The sequence below is a fragment of the Veillonella atypica genome, assembly GCF_041431435.1.
GTDB lineage: Bacteria > Bacillota > Negativicutes > Veillonellales > Veillonellaceae > Veillonella > Veillonella atypica.
The window spans coordinates 137,125-158,855 of the sequence record NZ_JAPVXV010000005.1 but is presented as its reverse complement, the minus strand read 5'-3'; the positions used below and the strand labels follow the sequence as shown (position 1 = coordinate 158,855).

The window sequence follows — 21,731 nt, the reverse complement described above, 5'->3', positions numbered from 1 at the left end:
TATAGAGCTAGCGTAAATCAGATGTACTCTTTTAAACTAGTTCTAATCAGAAAAATAAGAAAACTACAATATATGGTAGTTTTCTTATTTATTAAATACATTATGTAATGATTATAGCGAAAAAAATCTATATATTCAATATTGACTTTTTTGAATTTATCAATGTGGTTAGATTAAATTTATCGATGTAGTTTGTGATTAATTTTATTATAGATAGATACTATATGATTTATAATAAATATAGTTTTACAATAGGAGGTTAGCTATGAAATCTATCGTTATATATTCGTCCCTTACGGGAAATACAAAACAAGTGGCAGAGACCATTGCCAGAGTATTGCCAGCGGACACACCATGTGTATCTATGTCGGAACTACCCTCAGATATGTCATCCTATGATCTGGTGTTTGCCGGATTTTGGGTTGATAAGGGGACAGCTAATAAAGAGGCCCGTGATGTACTAGGCACATTACATAACCCTCATATTGCTCTGTTTGCTACAGCTGGCGTACCACCGCAAATGGCACATGCTAAGGAGAGCTTAATCAATGCAGCCAATTGTTTACCCGATGGCGTAGAGCCTGTAGGGACGTTCATCTGCCAAGGTAAGGTAGATCCTAAGGTTATCGAAATGATGTACAAGATGTTCCCGAAAGGGCATAGCCACGGTCAATCTGCTGATCGCGATGCACGTCACAAACAAGCTGCAGTACACCCAAATGAAGACGATTTTAAAGCGGCCCAAGACTTTGCCCAATATATTCTAGCCAAGTTAGATCGATGAATAAAAGCAGTACCCCTTCCGGGGTACTGCTTTTGTCATATTATATATGATGTTGTAATTATTACTATATTGTATTATATGCTTAATTATAAAGTACGTTAAATTTAAGTTTACGTGTATCGAATTGGTTTATGAAGTACGACGTAATCAATAGCTTATATCCATTGCCTTCTATAATGACTGGATCGATAGCTGTTTTATCGACTGTAAGGAACTTATCATAAATATGATGCACCTCTGTTACTCCATTTGGTAGAGACACCTCTAAATCAAGGCCGTTGTTGAGGAACTTGAAGGAGATGGAGTCGAAGTTGGCAGACTCTACTTGGTATTCTTTAAGATCTTGTTCGTATACAATTAACTCGATGTTTTCAATGTATTTATCGTATCCTGCAATAGACATAACCTTTGGTGCAGACAAAGCATCAAAATTGATATACTCGACGCGTCTGCCGTTTGTTGGGTTTGTATCTGGCAGTTTTAAATCATCTACAGGGACATATGGTGTGCCATAGTCCGTGAAGTTAGGATCAAAGGTAGCAGCTATTGGTAGGCTTGCATGCCATTCTCCATCAACTTTAGTATAGGTCACAAATTCACGATACGTTGTATAGCCTATGAATGGTGTCAAGAGAACAGCACCTAAGGCAAGAGCCATAACGGTTGTGTGTACAGAAGGTTTTAAAACTTTCACTAGAGAGTATACATTGTGTACTAAGAAGATTAAATTGAATGCACTCACGTAAATCGTATTGAGCCAGAGAATTGGTTCATTAATCACACGTTTACCGATAAGAGCTAAGCACAGTGTAGTTAGTGTAATGAACAAGAAGCATAGGATTTGCTGTGTTCTGCTACTTTCACTAGATCTAAAGCTAGCCAAGTAGAATAGGTAGAAAATGGCTACATACGGATAATAGGTGTAGAAGAAACGCGTATCCTCTCGAAGCCCTAACAGGATCAAGACCAAATAGATATTAGCTAGAATGCCTGTAATAATGGATGCCTTAGGCAAGATGATGCCGAATACAACAGTAAAAAATGAGTTTGGTGCCGGAGGACCTGCGGGATCTTCTTTGTAAGAACATACCATAGATAGACAAATGAATAGATTAATGGATGCGAGCACCTTAAAAATGGTTTCTTCAAAGTTGAATGGTTGGTCCACGATGATGAAGAAGAACCATAAACTCATGATGATAACAATGTTATATAGCGTAGACGTAACAAGGGTGATGCCAATCCTTTTGATGCGGTTAATGATTTCACCGATGTAGTGTTCACCAGGCGATGTGAAATACAAGGCAATCATGGAGTATAGCCATAGGTATGATATATTTTCCGTAGCCAGTTCAATACCTCGCACATAGCCGTAGCTTTCGTGAATCATATAAAGGCCAACGCTGATTCCGATACTTACTAAGGTATATAAAATGGAAAACTTTCGAGCTCTTGTTATATAGCTTTGTAATATAACGATAAAGAAATACAGTGAGTATAGCTTAATGTCGATTTCGGCAAACCAATCTTGTTCAATATACAACGGTGTACATGAAAATATGGCAATTAATGCCAGTAATATAGGCGACTGCGTTGCTAGGTCTCGCAGCGAAGACCATACATGTTTAATAGCAAATTTCATAGATGTTCTCTCCCTCTATAAATATAAATCCTCCCCTCTTATTATTAGTATACCTGTTTTCTGGTGAAAGCCCTATGAGGTTTTACATGCTTGTAAATATCCTTTACAATAACACTAAGAACTAGTTTTCAAAGAAAAGAGGTTATCACATGGAATTCTCTTATTTTTTACCTGTAAACATTCAATTCGGTTGGAATAAAGTAGATAATGTTGCTGGTTTTGCTGCACCGTATGGCAAGAAAGCACTTATTGTAACTGGTCGTACTAGTGCTAAAAAATCTGGTTTATATGACCGCGTAGTAGCTAAGCTTGATGCGGCCCATATTGAACATGTTCTCTTTGATCAAGTGGATGCCAATCCATTGACTACGACTGCCTTAGACGGCGCTGCGTTAGCTAAATCTGAAAGCTGTGATATGGTTATTGCCATCGGCGGTGGATCCATTATGGATTGTGCAAAGGGCATTGCTTTTATGGCGGTGAATGACGGCGACATTAATGATTATATCTTTAACCGTAAAACGAGTGATAATGCGTTACCGCTTATTGTGATTCCAACCACTTGTGGCACAGGTTCTGAAGGTAATGGCTTTGGTGTCCTCACGAACCCTGAAACAGGGGATAAGAAATCTTTACGCTGTAATGCCATCGTGCCTAAGGTATCTATCGTGGACCCTGCTGTAATGGGGACTATGCCTCCTCATGTGTTGGCATCTGTTGGTTTCGATGCATTGTGCCATAACATCGAGGCGTACACATCTAAAACGGCGCAACCTTTCACCGATGCACTAGCTCATTATGCAGTAACATTACTAGCACAATATCTTGTACCTCTATATAAACATGTGAAAGCGATTGCGAATGGTCAAGAAGCTGTACTTAACAAAAAACAATTAACAAAAGCATGGGAGTCCGTTACATTGGCTAGCACTATTGGCGGTATGGTTATCAATACAGCAGGCGTCACACTTGGTCATGGTATGGAACACCCTGCTAGTGGCCTTAAAGATATTACCCATGGTGTTGGTCTTGCAGTTATTGAACCTGTTGTAGTGGAATACACATGGAGTGCTAACCCTGAAAAATTCAACTCATTGGCACGTATATTCAACCATGGTGATGGTTCTAAGCTGGGTGAAGCATTACGCCTAATCGTACATGACCTAGACCTTACTACAAACCTTACAGAATTAGGATTTACGAAAAAAGACATTCCATGGCTCGTGGATAATGTATACGTTGTAGCTACAGGAAATATTGCGAATACAGTGGCTGAAGTGAGCCGTAACGATATAGAAGTGCTATATAAGAAAATGTTGTAGTCATAGAAATATAGGGAGAGAGTTTTGGTTCGCATATTTTATGGCCTATTAACTGCATATATAATTATGCTATTTATTGTGGCAATGCTATTTAATATAGCACCTATAACATATATTGTATTTGGCGTAGCAATAGTATTGCTTTTAGTACTACAATATGACTGGTATAAGAAACATGCTTTATCTGAAAAAACACATATTAAATTGATTTGCTGCGTATTTATTATATTTAATTTATGTTTAGCTGGACTTGTTGCGGATTGGCTTAAGTACGATACTCAAACGACTCTTGAACAAACCGATGGATTTGAGTTTAGTACTATGGACTGGCAACGAGGTTGGCCAAATGATGACGGATTGCCGGAAGGTCTAAAGCGTCCTAAGAACCTTCCTGAAGGTATTTCAAAGGCCTCTGCATCTGGCGATAGCTTAGCGTGGGCAAATGCATATCCTACAAGATATACTGTATTAGAAGGAAATCCTACAGTTATTGCACAGTATGAGGAGATTGCTAAGGAACACACTGTGTATCAAGCGCAAATTGATGCGGATGGTGTATTGCGTGATTTAGACACTGGGGAGAAAAAGCGTTTTATATCTCATCCCAATAGCTATAACATTATAGAGAGCATCGAGGAAGAACCTCTAAACTTACCACAACGGAGTTTTATAGAGTGGTTACGCTTTGCACCTCGAAAAGAAACGAAAAAAGTGGTGAAGTACACATATAATTCTACTGAAAATCATAGACTATATGTCTTTGTAGACGATGGGAATACTAAAAGACCTCATTTTGTGGAACTTTTGATCAGTAATGATGGAACACGGGCTGTGTTTTATCAATCTAAGTAATTTGAATAGGTATTGTTGTGGAGAACGTAAATGCGACAGTGTTTAATTTACTTGAAGGAATTGTTTTTTTCTGCTTCTTATAGAAAGAGTATATGGTTCTTTATAACTCTTTGGGTACTAACATTTTTACTCTCGGATGAGATATCATATTCTGGGTTATACTATCTGATTTTGTTAGTAGCTACGATTGTATTGTTGTTTGAAAAATGTGGAGTAATCGATAGTGAGAAAGGTATACGAAAAAGATTTTTGCCATATTTTTATGTTATTTTTTTCCTGTGCATGATTCCTACATTAGCTGTTAATTTAGCATTTTCAGCTATAGGAATATCCCATTATGATACACAACGATGGCACTCTACATGGCCTTCATCTAAGGCGGGGTATATTCCGACTCCATTACAAACACCTAAGTCTTTACCGGAGAGTTTGAAAGTGATTTCTTCTGCTGAAGTAATTGGAATAGGTGGAAATCAAAGCTGTTTAGTATTAGATGGTGATAAAGCTACGATTTCAAGGTATGAGGAAACGGTTAAATCTAATGCTTGGTATTCGTTTATAAATGGCAGGGACAAAGATACTACAGTTGAAGTACTTAATTCGTTTACATATCCAAAAGATAAAAATGTATTGGTTAGTGATGTAAGCAATTATTATGAGATTATTACCATTCGACGACAAAATTGGAAATTATTTCCCTGGTTAATTGACGGTACACAGAGTGTCGGTGATGATCCCAATGAAGATTATTATTATAGTACTCGGATATCGGCTGATAAATATGTAGTATATGTTGTTTATCATAATTTTGATCAAGACCAGCCTAGAGTCATTTACTTTATGTTTAATCCAGAGCGAACTCGAATGATTACTGTAGATATAGATATGTATCATTAGAGTTGGGCAGAGTTTGTATATATAATTTGGAACAATACTTGAACATATTACAATATATTCAAGTATTGTAATTGACAATTCTAAAACATATTTTTATAATGGGTTTTATGAAGAGACTCGGATGTGATTAATTATCCCAGCCCCTAGGGCTGGGGTTTCTTTATTGGTCTCTAGTAGTTTTATTAGTTGAGAGGTGTTTTTATGGCAGATCAAAATAATAAAAAGGTCGATGCCTTAGCGCAAGAGATTACCTTGAAAAGTCGTGGTCAAGGTAAATTACGTCAGTTCATTTTATGGATGGGTGCGCTCATCATCGGCGCTATCTTAGGATGGCAACATATTCCAGTTCTTAATGATTTATTTAATTTCATTGCTGCAGTATTTACGCATTTATTCCAATTCATTGCAATACCTACTGTATCACTAGCGGTTATTACCACATTGTCCATGTTGGGTGCTAAGAAGGATACAGGCCGTATCTTTGGTCATGCTGTCACCTATACATTGTTAACAACAATTTGTGCAGCCGCTGTTGGTCTTGGTTTATTCCTTTGGATTGCGCCAGGTAACTTACCACTTGATGTAATCGGTGCCGGTGCAGCGCAAGTACCTGAAAAATTAGGTCACGTAACATATTATGATCATTTCTTATCCGTTATTCCTAACAATATTTTGAAACCGTATTTAGAAGGTAACGTATTGTCCGTTATGTTTATTTCAGCTTCTGTTGGTTTAGCTTTTGCTTTCATGCCTCGTACAGAAGGTCGTGAAGCAGTATTGAAGGTGTTATTTGGTTTACAAGAATTACTATTCACATTGATTAGAGGTTTACTTTACGTTTTACCAATCGGTATCCTTGCTTTTGCAGGTCAATTATCTGCACAAATCGAAGCAGGGGTTATCGTTGGTGCATTAGGTAAATATACAGCTGTTGTAATCGGCGGCAACTTGATTCAATTCTTTATTGTAATTCCATTGTTCTTGTTATTCCGTGGTTTAAACCCTATCGATGTATTCCGCAAAATGTCTCCAGCCGTAGCTGTTGCATTGTTTACGAAATCTTCTGCTGCTACATTGCCTGTTACATTGGCCTCTGCAGAAGACAATTTGAAAGCCCATCCTTCTGTAGCGCGTTTCGTGTTGCCAATTTGTACAACTATTAATATGAATGGTTGCGCAGCTTTCATCCTTGTTACGTCCTTGTTTGTAATGCAAAATGCAGGCATTGAACTAACAGCTGGCACTATGGTGGCTTGGCTCTTCATCGCTGTTCTTGCTGCGATTGGTAATGCCGGTGTTCCTATGGGTTGTTACTTTTTAACATTGTCCTTGATGAGTTCCATTGGCGCGCCAATCGGTTTGCTTGGTATTATTTTACCAATCTATACAATTATCGACATGATTGAAACGGCCGAAAACGTTTGGTCCGATGCATCTGTATGTGCTATGGTTGATAATGATTTGAAAGGTACATTAGACGATCCTGACTCTCATGATGACATGCCTCAATTCCAAGGTGCGTAGATTGTACGTTATAAAAGCATATATAAATAGGTTGCCTCTTATATGTTAGGCAACCTATTTTGCTTTCAAATAGAAAATATAATAATGTGCCACGTTTACTATTTTCTGGAAAACAATTATTGGTATAATTAAGAAAAGGGGGATGGCTATGGATAGACAATTAAGCGTATATTTAAATGGGCGAGAACCGCAAGTGACTACAGATATTGATGTTATAACGGCAGCGGTAGCAGTGCCATTGCTTGAAATTGATGGTGAGGATCACGTCCTATTTACGGTGCGTAGTCAGACCTTACGTAGACAGCCTGGTGAAATTAGCTTTCCTGGTGGACATTGTGAAAGCACCGATAAAACTGGAGCTGCTGCGGCTATTCGTGAATGCTCGGAAGAATTAGGGATAGATACAGAGCAAATTGAATTGTTAGGCTCATTAGATTGTTTAGTATCTGCCATTGGTGTTAAATTACATGCAGTGGCGGTACGTTTACATACGGATGAATTTCGCCCTAATATTGATGAGGTCGGTGAAATTTTTACGGTACCACTTTCGTATTTATTGAATATGGAACCAACGGTAGGGCACTTAGATATCGGAACTAAACCATTACGAGATTTTCCGTTCCATTTATTAGAAGGGTATCAAATAGATTGGAAAATTCGGCAGAACTATTCTGTTTATTTTTATCCCTATAAGCAATATACGATATGGGGATTAACAGGTCGAGTCCTCAAAAATTTCTTAGATTTATATCGACAAGGTAATACTATATAAAATGAAAGATAACGAAATAACTTCATTTGATAAAGAATTGAATAAATTCCTCCAACCTAAGTGTCTAATACCTGGTGGCCTTGGTTTATGGGAAACCTATTTTCGTAAAATTTGTACGGCTTGGGGCCGTATCGATAGTGAAATTAGACCTCAGCACATCATATTTTCCGCCGATAATGGGTGTAATATGGAAGGTTATGTAGGCTATAACTATGAGGTAACGCAAAAGCAGTCGCGTAATATGCTCTTGGGTCGTTCGTCGGCTACACAGTTTTGTAACTTTAACAATATTCCTTATGAAGTTGTGGATGTAGGAATTGCCTCAGATGATGGCATCGGAGTGGATCGCAAGGTCGCAAAGGGGACAAAGAATATATTAAACCATCCTGCTATGAGTGAGGATGAATTTAATAGTGCCTTTCAAGCTGGCTATGGACGAGTTGAACATTATGTAAAGCAAGGGATAAATCTTTTTTCCTTTGGTGAAATGGGACTCGGTAATACGACGACCTCTGCCTGTGTGTTGTCTGCCTTAACTGGAGCGGATCCCACTGAAACAGTAGGCCCTGGTTCTTGGCCGAATAAACCAGATTTGATGAAACGAAAAATTGATTTTGTGCGCGCTGTATTAGATAAGCATAAGACTAGTATCGTTTCTGACAGTGAAGTTGAAAGAGTTCGTAAAATCGTAGCCCATGTAGGGGGCTTTGATATTGCTGCTATTCTTGGGGCTATGCTCGCTTGTGTTGAGTTTAAAAAGCCCTTCGTCATTGATGGCTTTATTACAGCTGTATCAGCAGCTTGTGCGGTACATATGAATGATCGTGTTAAGGATTATGCATTGCCATCTCATAACTCTCGAGAAAAAGGCACAGAGCTAGCTTTAGCAGAGGTAGATATTACACAAGACATGGTTCCTATTCAAGCCCACATGTCGATGGGGGAAGGGACAGGAGCTATCTTAATGGTTCAAATGCTCAAAACTACACAGCATATGTTTGTAAACGTAGGGACCTTTGCAGATTTGATGAAATTATAAGGAGGACGAATGAAAATAAATAAATACTTTGATATACATTTTGAGCGAGCTGATGATGCAACTATCGCCAAAAGACTGATAGGTGGTGCTAAGATTAAGGGACCTGCTTTGGTTATCCTGATCCTCTCCATGTTTATTGCCTCTATTGGGTTGAATATGAATAGTACGGCAGTTGTTATTGGTGCTATGCTTATATCGCCGTTGATGGGACCTATTTTAGCAACTGGTTTTGGCTTCGCTACGCTTAATTTTACAGTTGTGAAAAGCGGTATTTTAAGATTGTCCTTACAGATTACGATTGCTGTTTTGGCATCTGCTTTATATTTTTATATTTCTCCCGTTCAGACGGCTACATCTGAACTATTAGCGCGTACAGAACCGAATATTTTTGATGTATTCATTGCTATATTTGGTGGGTTAGCTGGGATTATTGGGCAAACGCGTAAGACCTTAGATAATGTTATACCAGGTGTTGCGATTGCGACTGCACTTATGCCACCACTATGTACGGCAGGATATGGACTTGCTAATGGAAATTGGAATTATTTCTTTGGGGCTAGCTATTTATTCTTTATAAATGCATTCTTCATCTTCTTTGCATCTTTTATTGTTTTAAAGGGTGTATATAGTTTGCCATTCCATAAACAAGCAGAAGAGGTTAATCGTCGTAACCAGCTAATATTTCTCGTGATTGGTCTTATTATGGCTATACCAAGTATTTATGCGGGCTATGATATGACCATCAAGTATTCTGAGTCAAATCATATGGAGCAGTTTATTAAGAATGATATTAATCAAGAGGGACGTCGACAAGTGATTGATTATTCATTGGATCAAACGAATAAGCTAGTAGACATAGTAGTTATAGGAGCTCCTGTGACTTCAGAGGAGCAAGCCCAGTTGGATGACAAGTTACATAAGGATGAGTACTTGCAGCCTTATACATTACGATTTGTTAATAGCGTAGATGAGAAAAAATCTACTATGGATAAGACGAACTTGAATAAATCTTCAGAGAATCTTGAAACATATAAAAACTTGAGTAATCTATACCAGCCAACTTATCAATTAGTAAGTGAAACTATAAATACTATGAAAACGACAGAAGCTGAAGCAAAGGCGTTATTCCCGTTTGTAAGCAAAGTGGAAGGCATGCCTTTAATAGATAACCTAGAACAGCCTAAAGCGAGTCGCTATATGGTGATTATCCATACTACATCCACTATATCTGATGCAGATTTGGAACGAATAAAAGCTTGGTTAGAGGCTAAATTATCAGCGCCTGTAACTATTTCTATCGAGCAAACAACGTCAACTCTATAAGGGAGCTATCATCCCAGCGTTCTAATTGATCGTTAATAATATATGTATCTGATACAATACCTTCTCATGACAAATTCTATAGATACGAAAAGGGGCTGTTTTGTTACAGCCCCTTTTTGACATATATGTATTGAATTAATGTTGTATGTTTTGTATATCATCTAAAATGTGTTTAAAATCTAGGTGATTTTGTTGTAATACATCTTCTGGATTGTATCGGTCGTAGAATTGTTTGGAAATGCCATAGTTTAAGACGTTCATGGACGTTTTTCCATAATAGCTAGCAATTTTTTGACCATAGCCACCTTCGAGTTCGCCGTCCTCTAAGGTGATGACGATATTGTGGTCTTTTGTTAATTCATTCAATGTATCAGTGTCTAAACTAGAAATACAAAGTGGTTTGACAAGCGTCGGAGAGATATGAATGGCATCATGTATTGCGTGGCTAAGTTCGACCGCCTTATGGTAGAAATTACCGACACCTATGATGGCAATCGTATTACCTGATTGGGTTATGTTACACGACGTTACAGGACATCCTGTTGTATTGGATTGACTAGTTTCGTAAATCGGTGATCCTACAGGAATACGGATGGCGATAGGATGATTGTGATGTTCTACTCCATAACGAATGGAAGATTCTAATTCCTCTACTGTTGTAGGTGCTAGGTACATGAGATTGGGCATGTTGCTGAGCATAGTAATATCATTGAATCCAAGGTGTGTCATATCCTTATTACCATAAATGGACGCGCGATATACAAGGATCAGTGCATTGCTATTATTAATACATAGGTCATTAATAATTTGATCATAGGCACGTTGTAAAAATGTACTGTAAATCGGTAAAATCGGCGTGCCACCGTTGTGGGCAATGCCAGCAAGTAATGTTGTAGCATGTTCCTCTGCAATGCCTACGTCGATGTATTGAGCACCTAATTTTTCACGTATATCTTTGGTTAAACAGAAACCGCCAGGCGTAGCAGCTGTAACGATACATGCAGCTTTGTTTTGCTCCAGTGCATCAATGAGTTGTTTTGCAACGATAGATTCATAGCTGTTGGTATAGCGTTTTTTTGTTTCCCCTGTGTCAATATCAAATCCGGATGGATTATGAAAGCTTTCAGGATTGGTAATAGCCTTGTTGTAACCATAGCCTTTTGTCGTATGGATGTGGAGCACTATCGGTGTTGTCTCTGTTTTACATTCTTTTAGAGCCTTTATTACGGTTGGCAACGAATTGCCATCGTCGACGTAACGATACGAAAAGCCTAGAGCTTTAAAGATATTATTAGGGCTTTCACCATTAGTTTCGCGTAATTGTTGAAGATGGCTATACAAACCGCCGTGATTTTCTGCAATAGATTGGTCATTATCGTTGATGATAATTAAACATTGAGATGACATTGTGGACAAATGATTCAATGCTTCATAAGCTTCTCCGCCGGATAGCGCACCATCACCAATCATAGCTATAATTGGGTGTGTTCTATGCTGTAAATCGCGGCCAATCATGAGGCCACAAGCTAAACTGAGGCTTGTGGAAGCATGGCCTAAGTGAAATGCGTCGTAGGTGCTTTCATCAGGATTGCTATAACCGGATACGGTGTGAAATTTGTCCTTATTTTTAAAGCCTTCGTAACGGCCTGTTAAAATTTTATGAGCATAACTTTGATGGGAAATATCAAATATAAATTGAGCATCATCAGGGCTGAACACATGATGCAAGGCAACAATAATATCAGTGGCTCCTAAAGATGAACCAATGTGACCGCCAATGTGTGATGTTCTATGGATAATTAAATTACGTATATGTTGTGCGATGACCTCGAGTTCTGTGAGAGAACAGTCGCGCAAATCGCTAGGAATTTGAATGTCTGTCAGTTCCATAGGTCTCCTACATGATCCATACTAATGGATAAATCAATTACAGTTAATGAAATATATGACTCATTAATAGTTATTATAACATTATAGACTAAAATTATTTATAAATAAAAAGGCAATTCGATATATTTAGATATATAAATAAGTAATAACTAACCATATTAATTTTAGAATGTATCTTTACGTACAATATTTTTCACTTTAAAGTGGTATAATAAAAAATACACGACATATAGAGTTATATATATTTTATTAGGAATAGTCATGTTCTATATACCACATTGGAATATGGCAAAACCTAGAATTAATCTCTGTTTGTTGTATAATATATTTAATATTTAATTTTTTAGATGTGTAGTTAAAAGCTTTATTATTTAACTTTTACTTAAATGTATGAAGAAAAATGGTGCGAGCGTACCAATTCTTCATTTTTTTCAAGAGAGGTATATATGCAAAAATCCTTACGTATGGGGATCGATGTTGGCTCTACAACGGTCAAGGTCGTTTTGTTGGACGAACAAGATAATTATTTGTATAAAAAATATATCCGACATTACGCCAATATTTTGGATACTGTTCATACATTGCTACAAGAGGCTCAAGTGGGCTATGAAGAAGCAAAAGTACATGTAGCAATTACAGGTTCTGGCGGTATGGCGATGGCTGATAAGGTGCGTATACCTTTTGTACAAGAAGTAATTGCCGAAACAAAGGCGATAAAAGCGTTGTACCCACAAACTGATGTTATTATCGAACTTGGTGGTGAAGATGCTAAGGTTACGTATCTAGGTCGTACTGCAGAACATCGCATGAATGGTTCTTGTGCCGGTGGTACAGGTGCTTTCATAGATCAAATGGCAACATTATTGCAAACGGATGCATCCGGCCTTAATCAATTGGCGATGAATGCGGATACTATTTACCCAATTGCCGCTCGTTGTGGCGTATTTGCGAAAACAGACGTACAAGCATTGCTAAATCAAGGCGCATCTCATGAAAATATTGCAAAGTCCGTATTTCAAGCCATCGTTAACCAAACGATTGCAGGCCTTGCATGTGGTCATAAAATTGAAGGGAATGTAGCCTTCCTCGGTGGTCCATTGACATTCTTATCCGAATTACGTCAATGCTTCTGTGACACCTTAGAACTCGATGAAGCACATCGTATCATCCCTGAAAATGGTGAGTTGTTTATTGCCCTAGGCGCAGCTCTCATGAATGATGAATGTCGTGATATTACAGTAGGTGAATTGACGAAGGAAATCGGTGCGCTTATTGGTGTACCAATGGAAGCAACCGATCGTGTGGATCCGCTATTTAGAAATGAAGCGGAACTAGAAGAATTCCGTGCACGTCATGCTAAGGCGGTAACACCGAAGGGTGATATTAAAGATGCTGAAGGTCCATGTTACCTCGGTATCGATGCGGGTTCTACGACGTTGAAAGTCGTCTTGATCAATAGCAAGAATGAAATCATCTTCTCTCACTATGGCCCAAATCATGGGAAACCATTAGAAAAATCCCAAGAACTAATAGAGAAAATCTATAGCTTATTGCCAAAAGGGGCTTACATCGCTCATTCTGGTGTAACTGGATATGGCGAAGCCTTCTTGAAACGCGCTCTTGGTATCGATATTGGGGAAGTAGAAACAATTGCCCATTATCGGGCTGCTCAATTCTTCTGCCCTGATGTATCCTTCATCTTGGATATTGGCGGTCAAGATATGAAATGTACAAAGGTACGCGATGGATACATTGAAGACATCGTATTGAATGAAGCCTGTTCCTCTGGTTGTGGTTCCTTTATTGATACCTTTGCTACATCCTTGCGTTTGCCGATTGAGCAATTTGCCAAGGAAGGTTTATTGGCACCTATGCCAATCGACTTGGGGTCTCGCTGTACTGTATTTATGAATTCCAAGGTAAAACAGGCGCAAAAAGAAGGGGCTACTGTACCGGATATCGCCGCTGGCCTTGCATATTCTGTTATCAAGAATGCATTGTATAAGGTGCTTAAGGTAAAAGATCCTAAGGAATTAGGTGACCATATCGTCGTACAAGGCGGTACATTCTATAATGAAGCGGTGCTTCGTGCCTTTGAAAAATTAATGGGCGTCGAAGTAATTCGCCCTGATGTATCCGGTTTGATGGGTGCTTATGGTATGGCATTGCTCGCTTCTGAAGCGGCAGAAGAGTTGCAAAATCAACATAGTACATTGCTTGATAGTGACGGTTTGAAATCCTTGCAAGTGTCTACATCCATGCGTAATTGCGGATTGTGCTCTAATAATTGTATGCTTACCATCAATGCATTCTCCGATGGCCGTACCTATGTAACGGGTAATCGTTGTGACCGTGGTGCCGGTGATATGATTCAAGAGAAACATAAGCCTGTTCCAAATATGGTAGACGTAAAATTACGCCGTTATTTTGATTACTTCCTCAAGAAAAATATTCCTGAATTTGAAGGTAAATTGCGCATCGGTATTCCTCGCGTCCTCAATATGTACGAAGATTTCCCATTCTGGTTTACATTCTTCAATCAATTAGGTTGCGAAGTGGTATTGTCAGATTATACGACGAAGGATCAATATAATAAAGCAATTGATACGATTCCTTCCGATACAGCATGTTATCCTGCTAAGGCCGTTCATGGTCATATTCGTGATCTTGCCCAAGCCCAAGTTGATTTAATCTGGTACCCATGTATTCAACATGGTCCAAAGGAATTTAGCCGTGACAATAATTACCATTGCCCTATGGTTATTTCTTACCCAGAATTGATTCGAAACAATATGCAAGATGTGATGGGAAAAACGCCATTTTATGCGCCATTCTTGCCACTAGCAGATAAGAAATCATTGGTGCCTGCTTTGGTGAAAGCCTTAAAAGATTTGCCATTCTCTAAATCTGAAATTTCTAATGCCGTTGAGACTGCTTGGGCCGAACAAGAAAAATGTAAGGCTGACTATCGCGAGATGACAAAGAAAACTGTATCTCGTCTCGTAGCAGAACAAGTGCCTACCATCGTATTGGCTGGTCGTCCATATCACTTAGACTCCGGTATTAATCATGGTATCCCTGAGCTTATCACCTCTCTTGGTATGGCGGTTCTTACCGAAGATGGTGTAGCACCATTAGGTAAGGATATTAAACATCTTCGCGTTGTAGACCAATGGTCATACCATAGTCGTCTATATCATGCAGCAGAATTTGTAAGTCGTACGGAAGGCTTCCAAATTGTTGAGTTGAACTCTTTCGGTTGTGGTCTTGATTCCATTGTGGCAGACCAAGTAAAGGATATCTTATCTGCAAAGCATAAGATTCATACATTGCTTAAAATTGATGAAGGTACAAACTTAGGCGCTGTCACTATTCGCTTACGTTCCTTGCAATCCGTTATGGAACGGAGTATGCGTAAACACCATAATCCAGAAGCTCCTATAGAGACCGTTATTGATGATACACCAGCATATGATTATGAACGTGTTGTCTTTACTGAAGAAATGCGTAAGACCTATAAGATTTTGGTGCCTCAAATGTCACCTCTTCATTTCCAACTATTGGAGCCAGTGCTTAAGTCTGAAGGTTATGACTTTGACATGTTACCAGCACCTACGCGTGAAGATGTAGAGATAGGTCTAAAATATATCAATAATGATGCATGTTATCCTGCTATCATCGTTGTAGGCCAATTGATGAGCGCCTTATTATCTGGTAAATACGATGTTAATAAGACAGCTGTTATTATCTCTCAAACCGGTGGCGGTTGTCGTGCTACCAACTATATTGGTTATTTGCGTAAAGCCCTCATCGATGCAGGTATGAAACAAGTTCCAATCTTGTCACTTAATGCGAGTGATATGGAACGTCAACCAGGCTTTAAATTGACTAAATCCTTCTTACATCGCATGATTCAAGCCGTAGTATACGGCGATGCGTTGATGCAATGTGTATTGGCTACGCGCCCTTATGAAATTAATCCAGGATCTGCAGATGCATTGTGCGATTATTGGGTTAAAAAATTACGGGAACGTATTACAAAAGCTAATATATTCCAATATAGTAAATATATTAAGAACATCATTGAAGACTTTGACAATTTACCAGTCGATAAATCTAAGCCGAAACCTCGTGTTGGCGTGGTAGGTGAAATCTACGTTAAATTCCATCCAAGTGCGAACAACCATATTAATGAACTTATAGAGAAGGAAGGTGGCGAGGTTGTAACCTCTGGTCTACTAGACTTTTTCTTGTATTGTGCTATGGATAGTACATATCGTGCTAAACACTTAGATGGTACATGGCTTTCCGGATTCTTTGGATCCTTGGCTCGCGAAGCGTTAGAATTATACCGCTTGCCATATGCAAAAGCTGTTGCAGCATCTAAGCATTTTGATCCATTGCAACGGATGACGAAGGTTGCAAAAGAAGCGGCTCATTATATTGACCTTGGTAATCAATGCGGTGAAGGTTGGTTCCTTACAGGTGATATGATTGATCTTATCGAAAAAGGTGCGAAACAAGTAGTTTGCTTGCAACCATTTGGCTGCTTACCTAACCACGTTAGTGGTAAAGGCATGGTAAAAACATTATCCGAAGCATATCCTGATGTGCGCATTGCAGCCATCGACTATGACCCAGGTTCAAGTGCGGTAAACCAAGCAAATCGATTGAAATTGTTGTTAGCAACAATGTTTGAATGATAATGTAATAGTCAATTATATAATTACTGAATATAAAAAAAGCGTCCCTAGTGATATGTACCCCCTTTACTGGACAACCAGTAAAGAGGATACATATGAGGGACGCTTTTTTATGAAATTGATGAATCTTCTTTAATCATTGTATAGAAGCATACTAATGCTAATACAGCACATACAACCATAACAATCCCCATAGGGATACCAGTATGACTTCCACCAATACCAACTAATGGCGATACAAACCCGGCTGAAAACATGCCTGCAAATCCTAAAATAGCAGAGGCGCTACCTGCCTGGTGTCCATATTTCGCCATTGCCATAGAGAACCCTGTTGATCCAAATACAGATACGGTACAAACTGTACAGAACAGAATGATACTAGTTACAATAAAGGACCAATTAAAGTACATCGCACAAAGGAATAGGATAGAGCCAATCGTTAATTGCAATAGACTAGTATGTAAAATGGTTCTTATTTTTACAACATTACTTACTTTGGCACTGATTACGCTAGCGAGGATAATACCGCAACTGTTAATCCCAAACATATAACTGAACTCTTGGGCAGATAAATTGAATATATTTTGATATACAAAGGATGAACCTGAAATATAGGCAAAGAAACCACCGAAGGCGAATAGCTGCACTAGAGTCTGACCTAAGAAAGAACTATCTTTAAGTAGAGCACCATAGTTTTTAAATGCTGTTGCTATACCACCGGAAATACGTTTTTCTGGTGGTAGGCTTTCAGTAAAAAAGAAAGAGCCTATAAGCAACACCGCAGAGAAAACGGCGAGGACAATAAAAATAAAGCGCCACGTAGAAAATAGTAGAAGCTGACCACCTATAAGTGGTGCAATAACCGGAGCTAATCCGTTGACGAGCATCAGTAGAGACATGAGTCGCATTAATTCCTTACCAGATGCAAAATCTCGGGAGATAGCCTTAGCAATAACAACTCCGATAGAACCGGTTAAACCTTGTAAAAATCGTGCAACTAGTAAAATCTCAATATTGGGCGAAATAGCACAGAGTATACTAGCGATTACACAGAGGATATTACCAATGATGAGTGGTTTTCTTCGCCCCAATGAGTCACTAAGAGGACCGCCAATCAATTGACCGATAGCGATACCAAAAGTCATAATGCCAATTGTCATCTGAATGAGGGATGCATTTGTATTAAGTTCATGAGGCATGATTGGTAATGCTGGTAGATATAAATCAGTACCAAGTGGTGTGATGGCCGTAAGAAGCCCTAGAAATACGACAATGAATAAAGATATTTTCTTTGTAGACTCCATAAAATCTCCTATATTAAAAAAAGGGAAAAATAAAAGTCTGCGAATCGCACTTCGCAGACTGCATTTGATTTTATCTATTTAACAAGGGTATTGTAACATGATTAATAAGAAAAAGCTATAGGTTTATGTATGAGTAACAAGGGTATTGCTTATTAGTATTTGAAATAAAAAGAACAGCTCACGAATGAGCTGTTCGTTTATATTACCAATTCTTAGAAGAAGATGTGGTGAATTTCATGGATGAAATGTTGACCGAAGAAGGAGATACAACCATGCATGATGATGAAGATGATGAAGTATTTGAACGCGCTGTTCATGATAACACTTGCTTCGATTTCATGTTCTAAGTTGTGAGCTTCTTCTGCATTGATTTCTTTGTGGTTTTCTAAGTATGCTTTCAAAGCAGGACCTACGGCACCAATAGAAATTGCAATGGATTGTGGGGACAACATTTTGCCGATACCAGCTGCACCGGAGTTAACAGCTGCTAACCAGAAGCCAAGATCTTCGAAGTTTGTAGGATTTAAACCTTGAGCTGCAGCGATTTGAAGTGGTCCAAACAATACGTTGGAGTTTGTACCGGAACCTGTTAAGAACGCACCCAATGCACCTACGATAGGAGCGAATAGAGGGTATAAGGAACCTGTACCAGCAACCATTGCTTTCGCAATATCTGCAGTCATACCGGAGTATGTCATCAATTTAGCAGTCATAACAACTGTGATGATTGTAAGGTATGTGAACTTCAAGTTTTTAACCGTGGAACCTAATGTACCGAAGATTTCACCAGCTTTTGCTTTTTGGATGAAACCACCAACGATACCAGCGATGAAAATCATGATACCAGGAGTTGCAATCCATACGAATGTGTAAGGTTTTGCACCAGCACCTTGGTAAATAGGTACAGATGTTTTAATGGATGCAAGAGGACCATTGATTGCTGGGAACAATTTAGAGGTTAATAATAATAATACGAAGATTAAGATGAATGGCATTGCAGCCACAAGGCCTTCGCCACCAGAAACTTTAGGAACTTCGCCAGTTTGTTTAACTGCGTATTGAGGATCATTAGGAGGCATAATTTTTGCACAACCGATGATCACTGCCATGATTACGATGGATGCAGAAATTACGGATAATTCAGGACCCATTACAGCATTGATTACAGTTTCAGGAATAGCTAATGCTAAACCAGAAAGTAATGTTACAAGGAATACGCCTTTTAATGCTTTGATACCGCCACCGATAATCATAACTACGAAGAAAGGAGCGATAAGGTTAAGCAAGAATAATTGTACGGAAATGAATGTACCTAAATGGCTTGGATCAAGGCTTGTTAAGGAAGCCAATGTAGTTGTTGGGATACCAATGGAGCCGAATGTTGTTGGTACGGAGTTTGCAACGAGACATGCGATGATAGATTTTAGTGGGTCAAAACCTACGGCAACCATCATAGCTGCAGGAATTGCAACGGCAGTACCGAAGCCAGCCATACCTTCCATGAAAGCACCGAAGCCCCATGCAAGTAATAATGCAAGTACACGAGTATCAGATGTTACAGAGGAAAGCATGGTTTTAATAGTTTCCATAGCTTTCGTATGTACTACCAAGTTGTAAACGAAGATAGCTGCTGTAATAACTAATAGGATAGGCCAAATTGCCAATGCGGCACCTTCAAGGGCACCAGTGACCATAATAAATGGGTCGGATTGGAATGCTGTAATAGCGATGATGAAAGAACCGATTGCAGCAACACTTGTTGCTTGCCATGCAGGTAATTTCAAGATGGATAACGCTACGATCAACCAAATGATTGGAGATAGCGCTAATAGAACGGTGAGAGCACTCATTTCTAAAATCATCCTTTCAAGAAAAATAAAAATATATGCTTAACAGGACGATGTAGCAATAATCAATTTAATTGATGAGTAATTCGCTATTGGATTAAGTTGTAAAAGTTCAGTAATAATAAAAGATTACAATAAAATAACAGATATACTTATCAGAAAAAGTGATATATCTCTTAAAATTTTTTAACCTCATAGCTTATGAGGTTAAAAAAATATAAGAGAGGGGACATAAACAGTGTTTATGTCCCCCTCTGTACTAACTACATGTCCGTGTTAGGGCCAACACTAATTAGATATTAGTAGTTACCTTTGAACATTGTAGCAGGAGCTTCTGGTACATAATCGCCGAAGTAGGATTTGAAGTCTAAACCTAATTCATTGCAAAGATCTTGAACTTCAAGCATTGTACCGTTAAGTACAGGGATGCCTTCAGCTTTAACTTTAGCAACAGATTCATGTTCTTTTTCGCCATGAGTGTAGATGCGGTCTTGACCTTGAGCTTTAGGAGCTTCACGTAATTCTTGTAAGAATTGAGAGAAGTGTTTTTTGATTTCAGCTGGGTCACCGAAGAATTCAGGGTTGATAGCCATGAAGCCGTGGCAGATATTGGATTTGCCGCCAACCATACATTTATTGGAAGTACCACCTTGGGAAAGGATGGAGGAGAACAATTCAGCAATCATGCCGTTACCATAACCTTTGTGGCCGCCAAGAACTTCTGTAGCACCACCTAAAGGAAGGATACCGCCGCCTTCATGACGGGAAATGTTGCCCAATACTTCAGCTGCGTCAGTGGAAGGAACGCCGTCTTTGTTAACAGCCCAACCATCTGGAGTAGCTTTGCCCATTTTGTTGTACATTTCAAGTTTACCACGAGTTACTACTGTAGTGGAGCAATCGAAGAAGAAGTCAACAGGATCAGCTGGTACAGTCCAAGCGATAGGATTGGAACCAAGCATAGCTTTACGAGCATATACAGGAACCATGATTGCTTCGGAGTTTGTACAAGAGAAACCGATTAAGCCTTGGTCGGATGCCATTTTAGCATAGTAACCAGCGATACCATAGTGGTTGGAGTTACGTACGGATACGATACCAACACCGGATTTTTTAGCTTTTTCGATAGCCATTTCCATAGCTTTGTGACCCAACAATTGGCCCATGCCATCATGACCGTCGATAACTGCGGAGATTGGAGTTTCTTTTACGATTTCTGGTTTTGCGTCGATTTTGATCAAGCCATTAGTGATACCTTTGTGGTAACGAACCATACGTTGCATACCATGGCTTTGAATACCGAACAAGTCGGAAGTCAAAAGTACGTCTTGAATGATGTCAGCTTCTTTTTCGGAGAAACCGAATTTTTGGAAAGCATCCATGCTCAATTTTTTCAATGTTTCATAAGGGAAAAGAACAGTGTTTTTTGCGTCTGCCATTGTTAAAACCTCTTTTCAGAAAATATGTACCTGATATAGTTGACTCCACTCCGTTATATCAATGAATGTGATATGATGTCCGGTGAGTTCTATATCCTCTCAAATGACAATGTCAGTATAGCACACAAAGTTGAGTTATTGAATAGTTTTACATAACTTAATGCATTACATAATTTGCATAACTTACGTGAAATTTATCACACAGGTTAACAAAAAGCACTGAAATAATCGATAATACCTTGAAATTATAAATTATGACTTTTGGTAATAGATACATTCCTGAACGTAAAAAATGGTACTTTTATGCGTTGCTTATCTGTTTGTATTGTAGGGGAGAAACTATAAATAAATACTGAAAAGTATCGATATTTATTGTGTATCTACATGGTACAC

At 38.7% G+C, this 21,731-nt stretch carries 14 protein-coding genes; 9 read left to right on the top strand and 5 right to left on the bottom strand.

The features are described from left to right. Positions 1 to 265: 265 nt before the first annotated feature. Positions 266 to 784 (top strand): flavodoxin family protein, encoded by a 519-nt coding sequence (locus tag O3598_RS07715; protein ID WP_371452300.1) that lies wholly within the window; start codon positions 266 to 268, stop codon positions 782 to 784. Positions 785 to 866: 82 nt separating this feature from the next. Here the strand turns inward: O3598_RS07715 and O3598_RS07710 are convergent, their stop codons facing one another. Then, positions 867 to 2,426, bottom strand: a complete 1,560-nt coding sequence (locus O3598_RS07710; RefSeq protein ID WP_371452298.1) for a hypothetical protein — start codon at positions 2,424 to 2,426, stop codon at positions 867 to 869. 149 nt (positions 2,427 to 2,575) lie between these two features. On the opposite strand from O3598_RS07710, the gene O3598_RS07705 reads away from it, so the two are divergent. The 7 genes from O3598_RS07705 (at position 2,576) to O3598_RS07675 (ending at position 10,155) form a co-directional block, all read left to right on the top strand. Further along, positions 2,576 to 3,748, top strand: coding sequence for an iron-containing alcohol dehydrogenase (locus O3598_RS07705; RefSeq protein ID WP_156931705.1), 1,173 nt, complete (start codon positions 2,576 to 2,578; stop codon positions 3,746 to 3,748). Positions 3,749 to 3,772: 24 nt separating this feature from the next. Continuing rightward, positions 3,773 to 4,600, top strand: a complete 828-nt coding sequence (locus tag O3598_RS07700) for a hypothetical protein (protein WP_038148955.1) — start codon at positions 3,773 to 3,775, stop codon at positions 4,598 to 4,600. 30 nt (positions 4,601 to 4,630) lie between these two features. Next, entirely contained in the window at positions 4,631 to 5,497 is an 867-nt protein-coding gene (locus O3598_RS07695; protein ID WP_371452296.1) for a hypothetical protein, read from the top strand. 201 nt (positions 5,498 to 5,698) lie between these two features. Next, positions 5,699 to 7,021, top strand: coding sequence for a dicarboxylate/amino acid:cation symporter (locus tag O3598_RS07690; protein WP_371452294.1), 1,323 nt, complete (start codon positions 5,699 to 5,701; stop codon positions 7,019 to 7,021). Positions 7,022 to 7,169: 148 nt separating this feature from the next. Continuing rightward, entirely contained in the window at positions 7,170 to 7,793 is a 624-nt protein-coding gene (locus O3598_RS07685) for an NUDIX hydrolase (RefSeq protein WP_005379634.1), read from the top strand. Position 7,794: 1 nt separating this feature from the next. Further along, entirely contained in the window at positions 7,795 to 8,832 is a 1,038-nt protein-coding gene (locus O3598_RS07680; protein WP_005379647.1) for a nicotinate-nucleotide--dimethylbenzimidazole phosphoribosyltransferase, read from the top strand. Between the two features lie 9 nt (positions 8,833 to 8,841). Continuing rightward, positions 8,842 to 10,155 carry a DUF389 domain-containing protein gene (locus O3598_RS07675; protein WP_005384054.1) on the top strand — a complete coding sequence of 438 codons (1,314 nt, stop codon included), beginning with the start codon at positions 8,842 to 8,844 and terminating at the stop codon, positions 10,153 to 10,155. 135 nt (positions 10,156 to 10,290) lie between these two features. Here O3598_RS07675 and O3598_RS07670 read toward each other — a convergent pair whose 3' ends face one another. Beyond that, on the bottom strand, positions 10,291 to 12,045 hold the full coding sequence (locus tag O3598_RS07670) for a 1-deoxy-D-xylulose-5-phosphate synthase (protein WP_156931703.1): 1,755 nt from the start codon (positions 12,043 to 12,045) through the stop codon (positions 10,291 to 10,293). Between the two features lie 446 nt (positions 12,046 to 12,491). Between O3598_RS07670 and O3598_RS07665 the strand changes: the two genes are divergently transcribed. Further along, the gene (locus O3598_RS07665) at positions 12,492 to 16,748 is read left to right on the top strand and encodes an acyl-CoA dehydratase activase-related protein (protein WP_316585056.1); all 4,257 of its coding nucleotides are present in this window, start codon (positions 12,492 to 12,494) and stop codon (positions 16,746 to 16,748) included. 110 nt (positions 16,749 to 16,858) lie between these two features. Here the strand turns inward: O3598_RS07665 and O3598_RS07660 are convergent, their stop codons facing one another. The 3 genes from O3598_RS07660 to O3598_RS07650 all read right to left on the bottom strand — a co-directional run bounded on the left by O3598_RS07660 (position 16,859) and on the right by O3598_RS07650 (position 21,338). Beyond that, entirely contained in the window at positions 16,859 to 18,052 is a 1,194-nt protein-coding gene (locus tag O3598_RS07660; RefSeq protein WP_119982334.1) for a multidrug effflux MFS transporter, read from the bottom strand. Between the two features lie 212 nt (positions 18,053 to 18,264). Beyond that, positions 18,265 to 19,902 carry an L-lactate permease gene (locus O3598_RS07655; RefSeq protein WP_005375607.1) on the bottom strand — a complete coding sequence of 546 codons (1,638 nt, stop codon included), beginning with the start codon at positions 19,900 to 19,902 and terminating at the stop codon, positions 18,265 to 18,267. Between the two features lie 296 nt (positions 19,903 to 20,198). Further along, a complete protein-coding gene (locus O3598_RS07650; protein WP_005379755.1) occupies positions 20,199 to 21,338 on the bottom strand; it encodes an Ldh family oxidoreductase in 1,140 nt (379 codons plus the stop codon). Positions 21,339 to 21,731 lie beyond the last annotated feature (393 nt).

Coding starts and splice junctions, on each gene's coding strand:
- O3598_RS07655 (WP_005375607.1), bottom strand. CDS start 19,902: ATGAGTGCTCTCACCGTTCTATTAGCGCTATCTCCAATCATTTGGTTG.
- O3598_RS07695 (WP_371452296.1), top strand. CDS start 4,631: ATGCGACAGTGTTTAATTTACTTGAAGGAATTGTTTTTTTCTGCTTCT.
- O3598_RS07665 (WP_316585056.1), top strand. CDS start 12,492: ATGCAAAAATCCTTACGTATGGGGATCGATGTTGGCTCTACAACGGTC.
- O3598_RS07685 (WP_005379634.1), top strand. CDS start 7,170: ATGGATAGACAATTAAGCGTATATTTAAATGGGCGAGAACCGCAAGTG.
- O3598_RS07670 (WP_156931703.1), bottom strand. CDS start 12,045: ATGGAACTGACAGACATTCAAATTCCTAGCGATTTGCGCGACTGTTCT.
- O3598_RS07715 (WP_371452300.1), top strand. CDS start 266: ATGAAATCTATCGTTATATATTCGTCCCTTACGGGAAATACAAAACAA.
- O3598_RS07660 (WP_119982334.1), bottom strand. CDS start 18,052: ATGGAGTCTACAAAGAAAATATCTTTATTCATTGTCGTATTTCTAGGG.
- O3598_RS07680 (WP_005379647.1), top strand. CDS start 7,795: ATGAAAGATAACGAAATAACTTCATTTGATAAAGAATTGAATAAATTC.
- O3598_RS07690 (WP_371452294.1), top strand. CDS start 5,699: ATGGCAGATCAAAATAATAAAAAGGTCGATGCCTTAGCGCAAGAGATT.
- O3598_RS07705 (WP_156931705.1), top strand. CDS start 2,576: ATGGAATTCTCTTATTTTTTACCTGTAAACATTCAATTCGGTTGGAAT.
- O3598_RS07675 (WP_005384054.1), top strand. CDS start 8,842: ATGAAAATAAATAAATACTTTGATATACATTTTGAGCGAGCTGATGAT.
- O3598_RS07710 (WP_371452298.1), bottom strand. CDS start 2,426: ATGAAATTTGCTATTAAACATGTATGGTCTTCGCTGCGAGACCTAGCA.
- O3598_RS07650 (WP_005379755.1), bottom strand. CDS start 21,338: ATGGCAGACGCAAAAAACACTGTTCTTTTCCCTTATGAAACATTGAAA.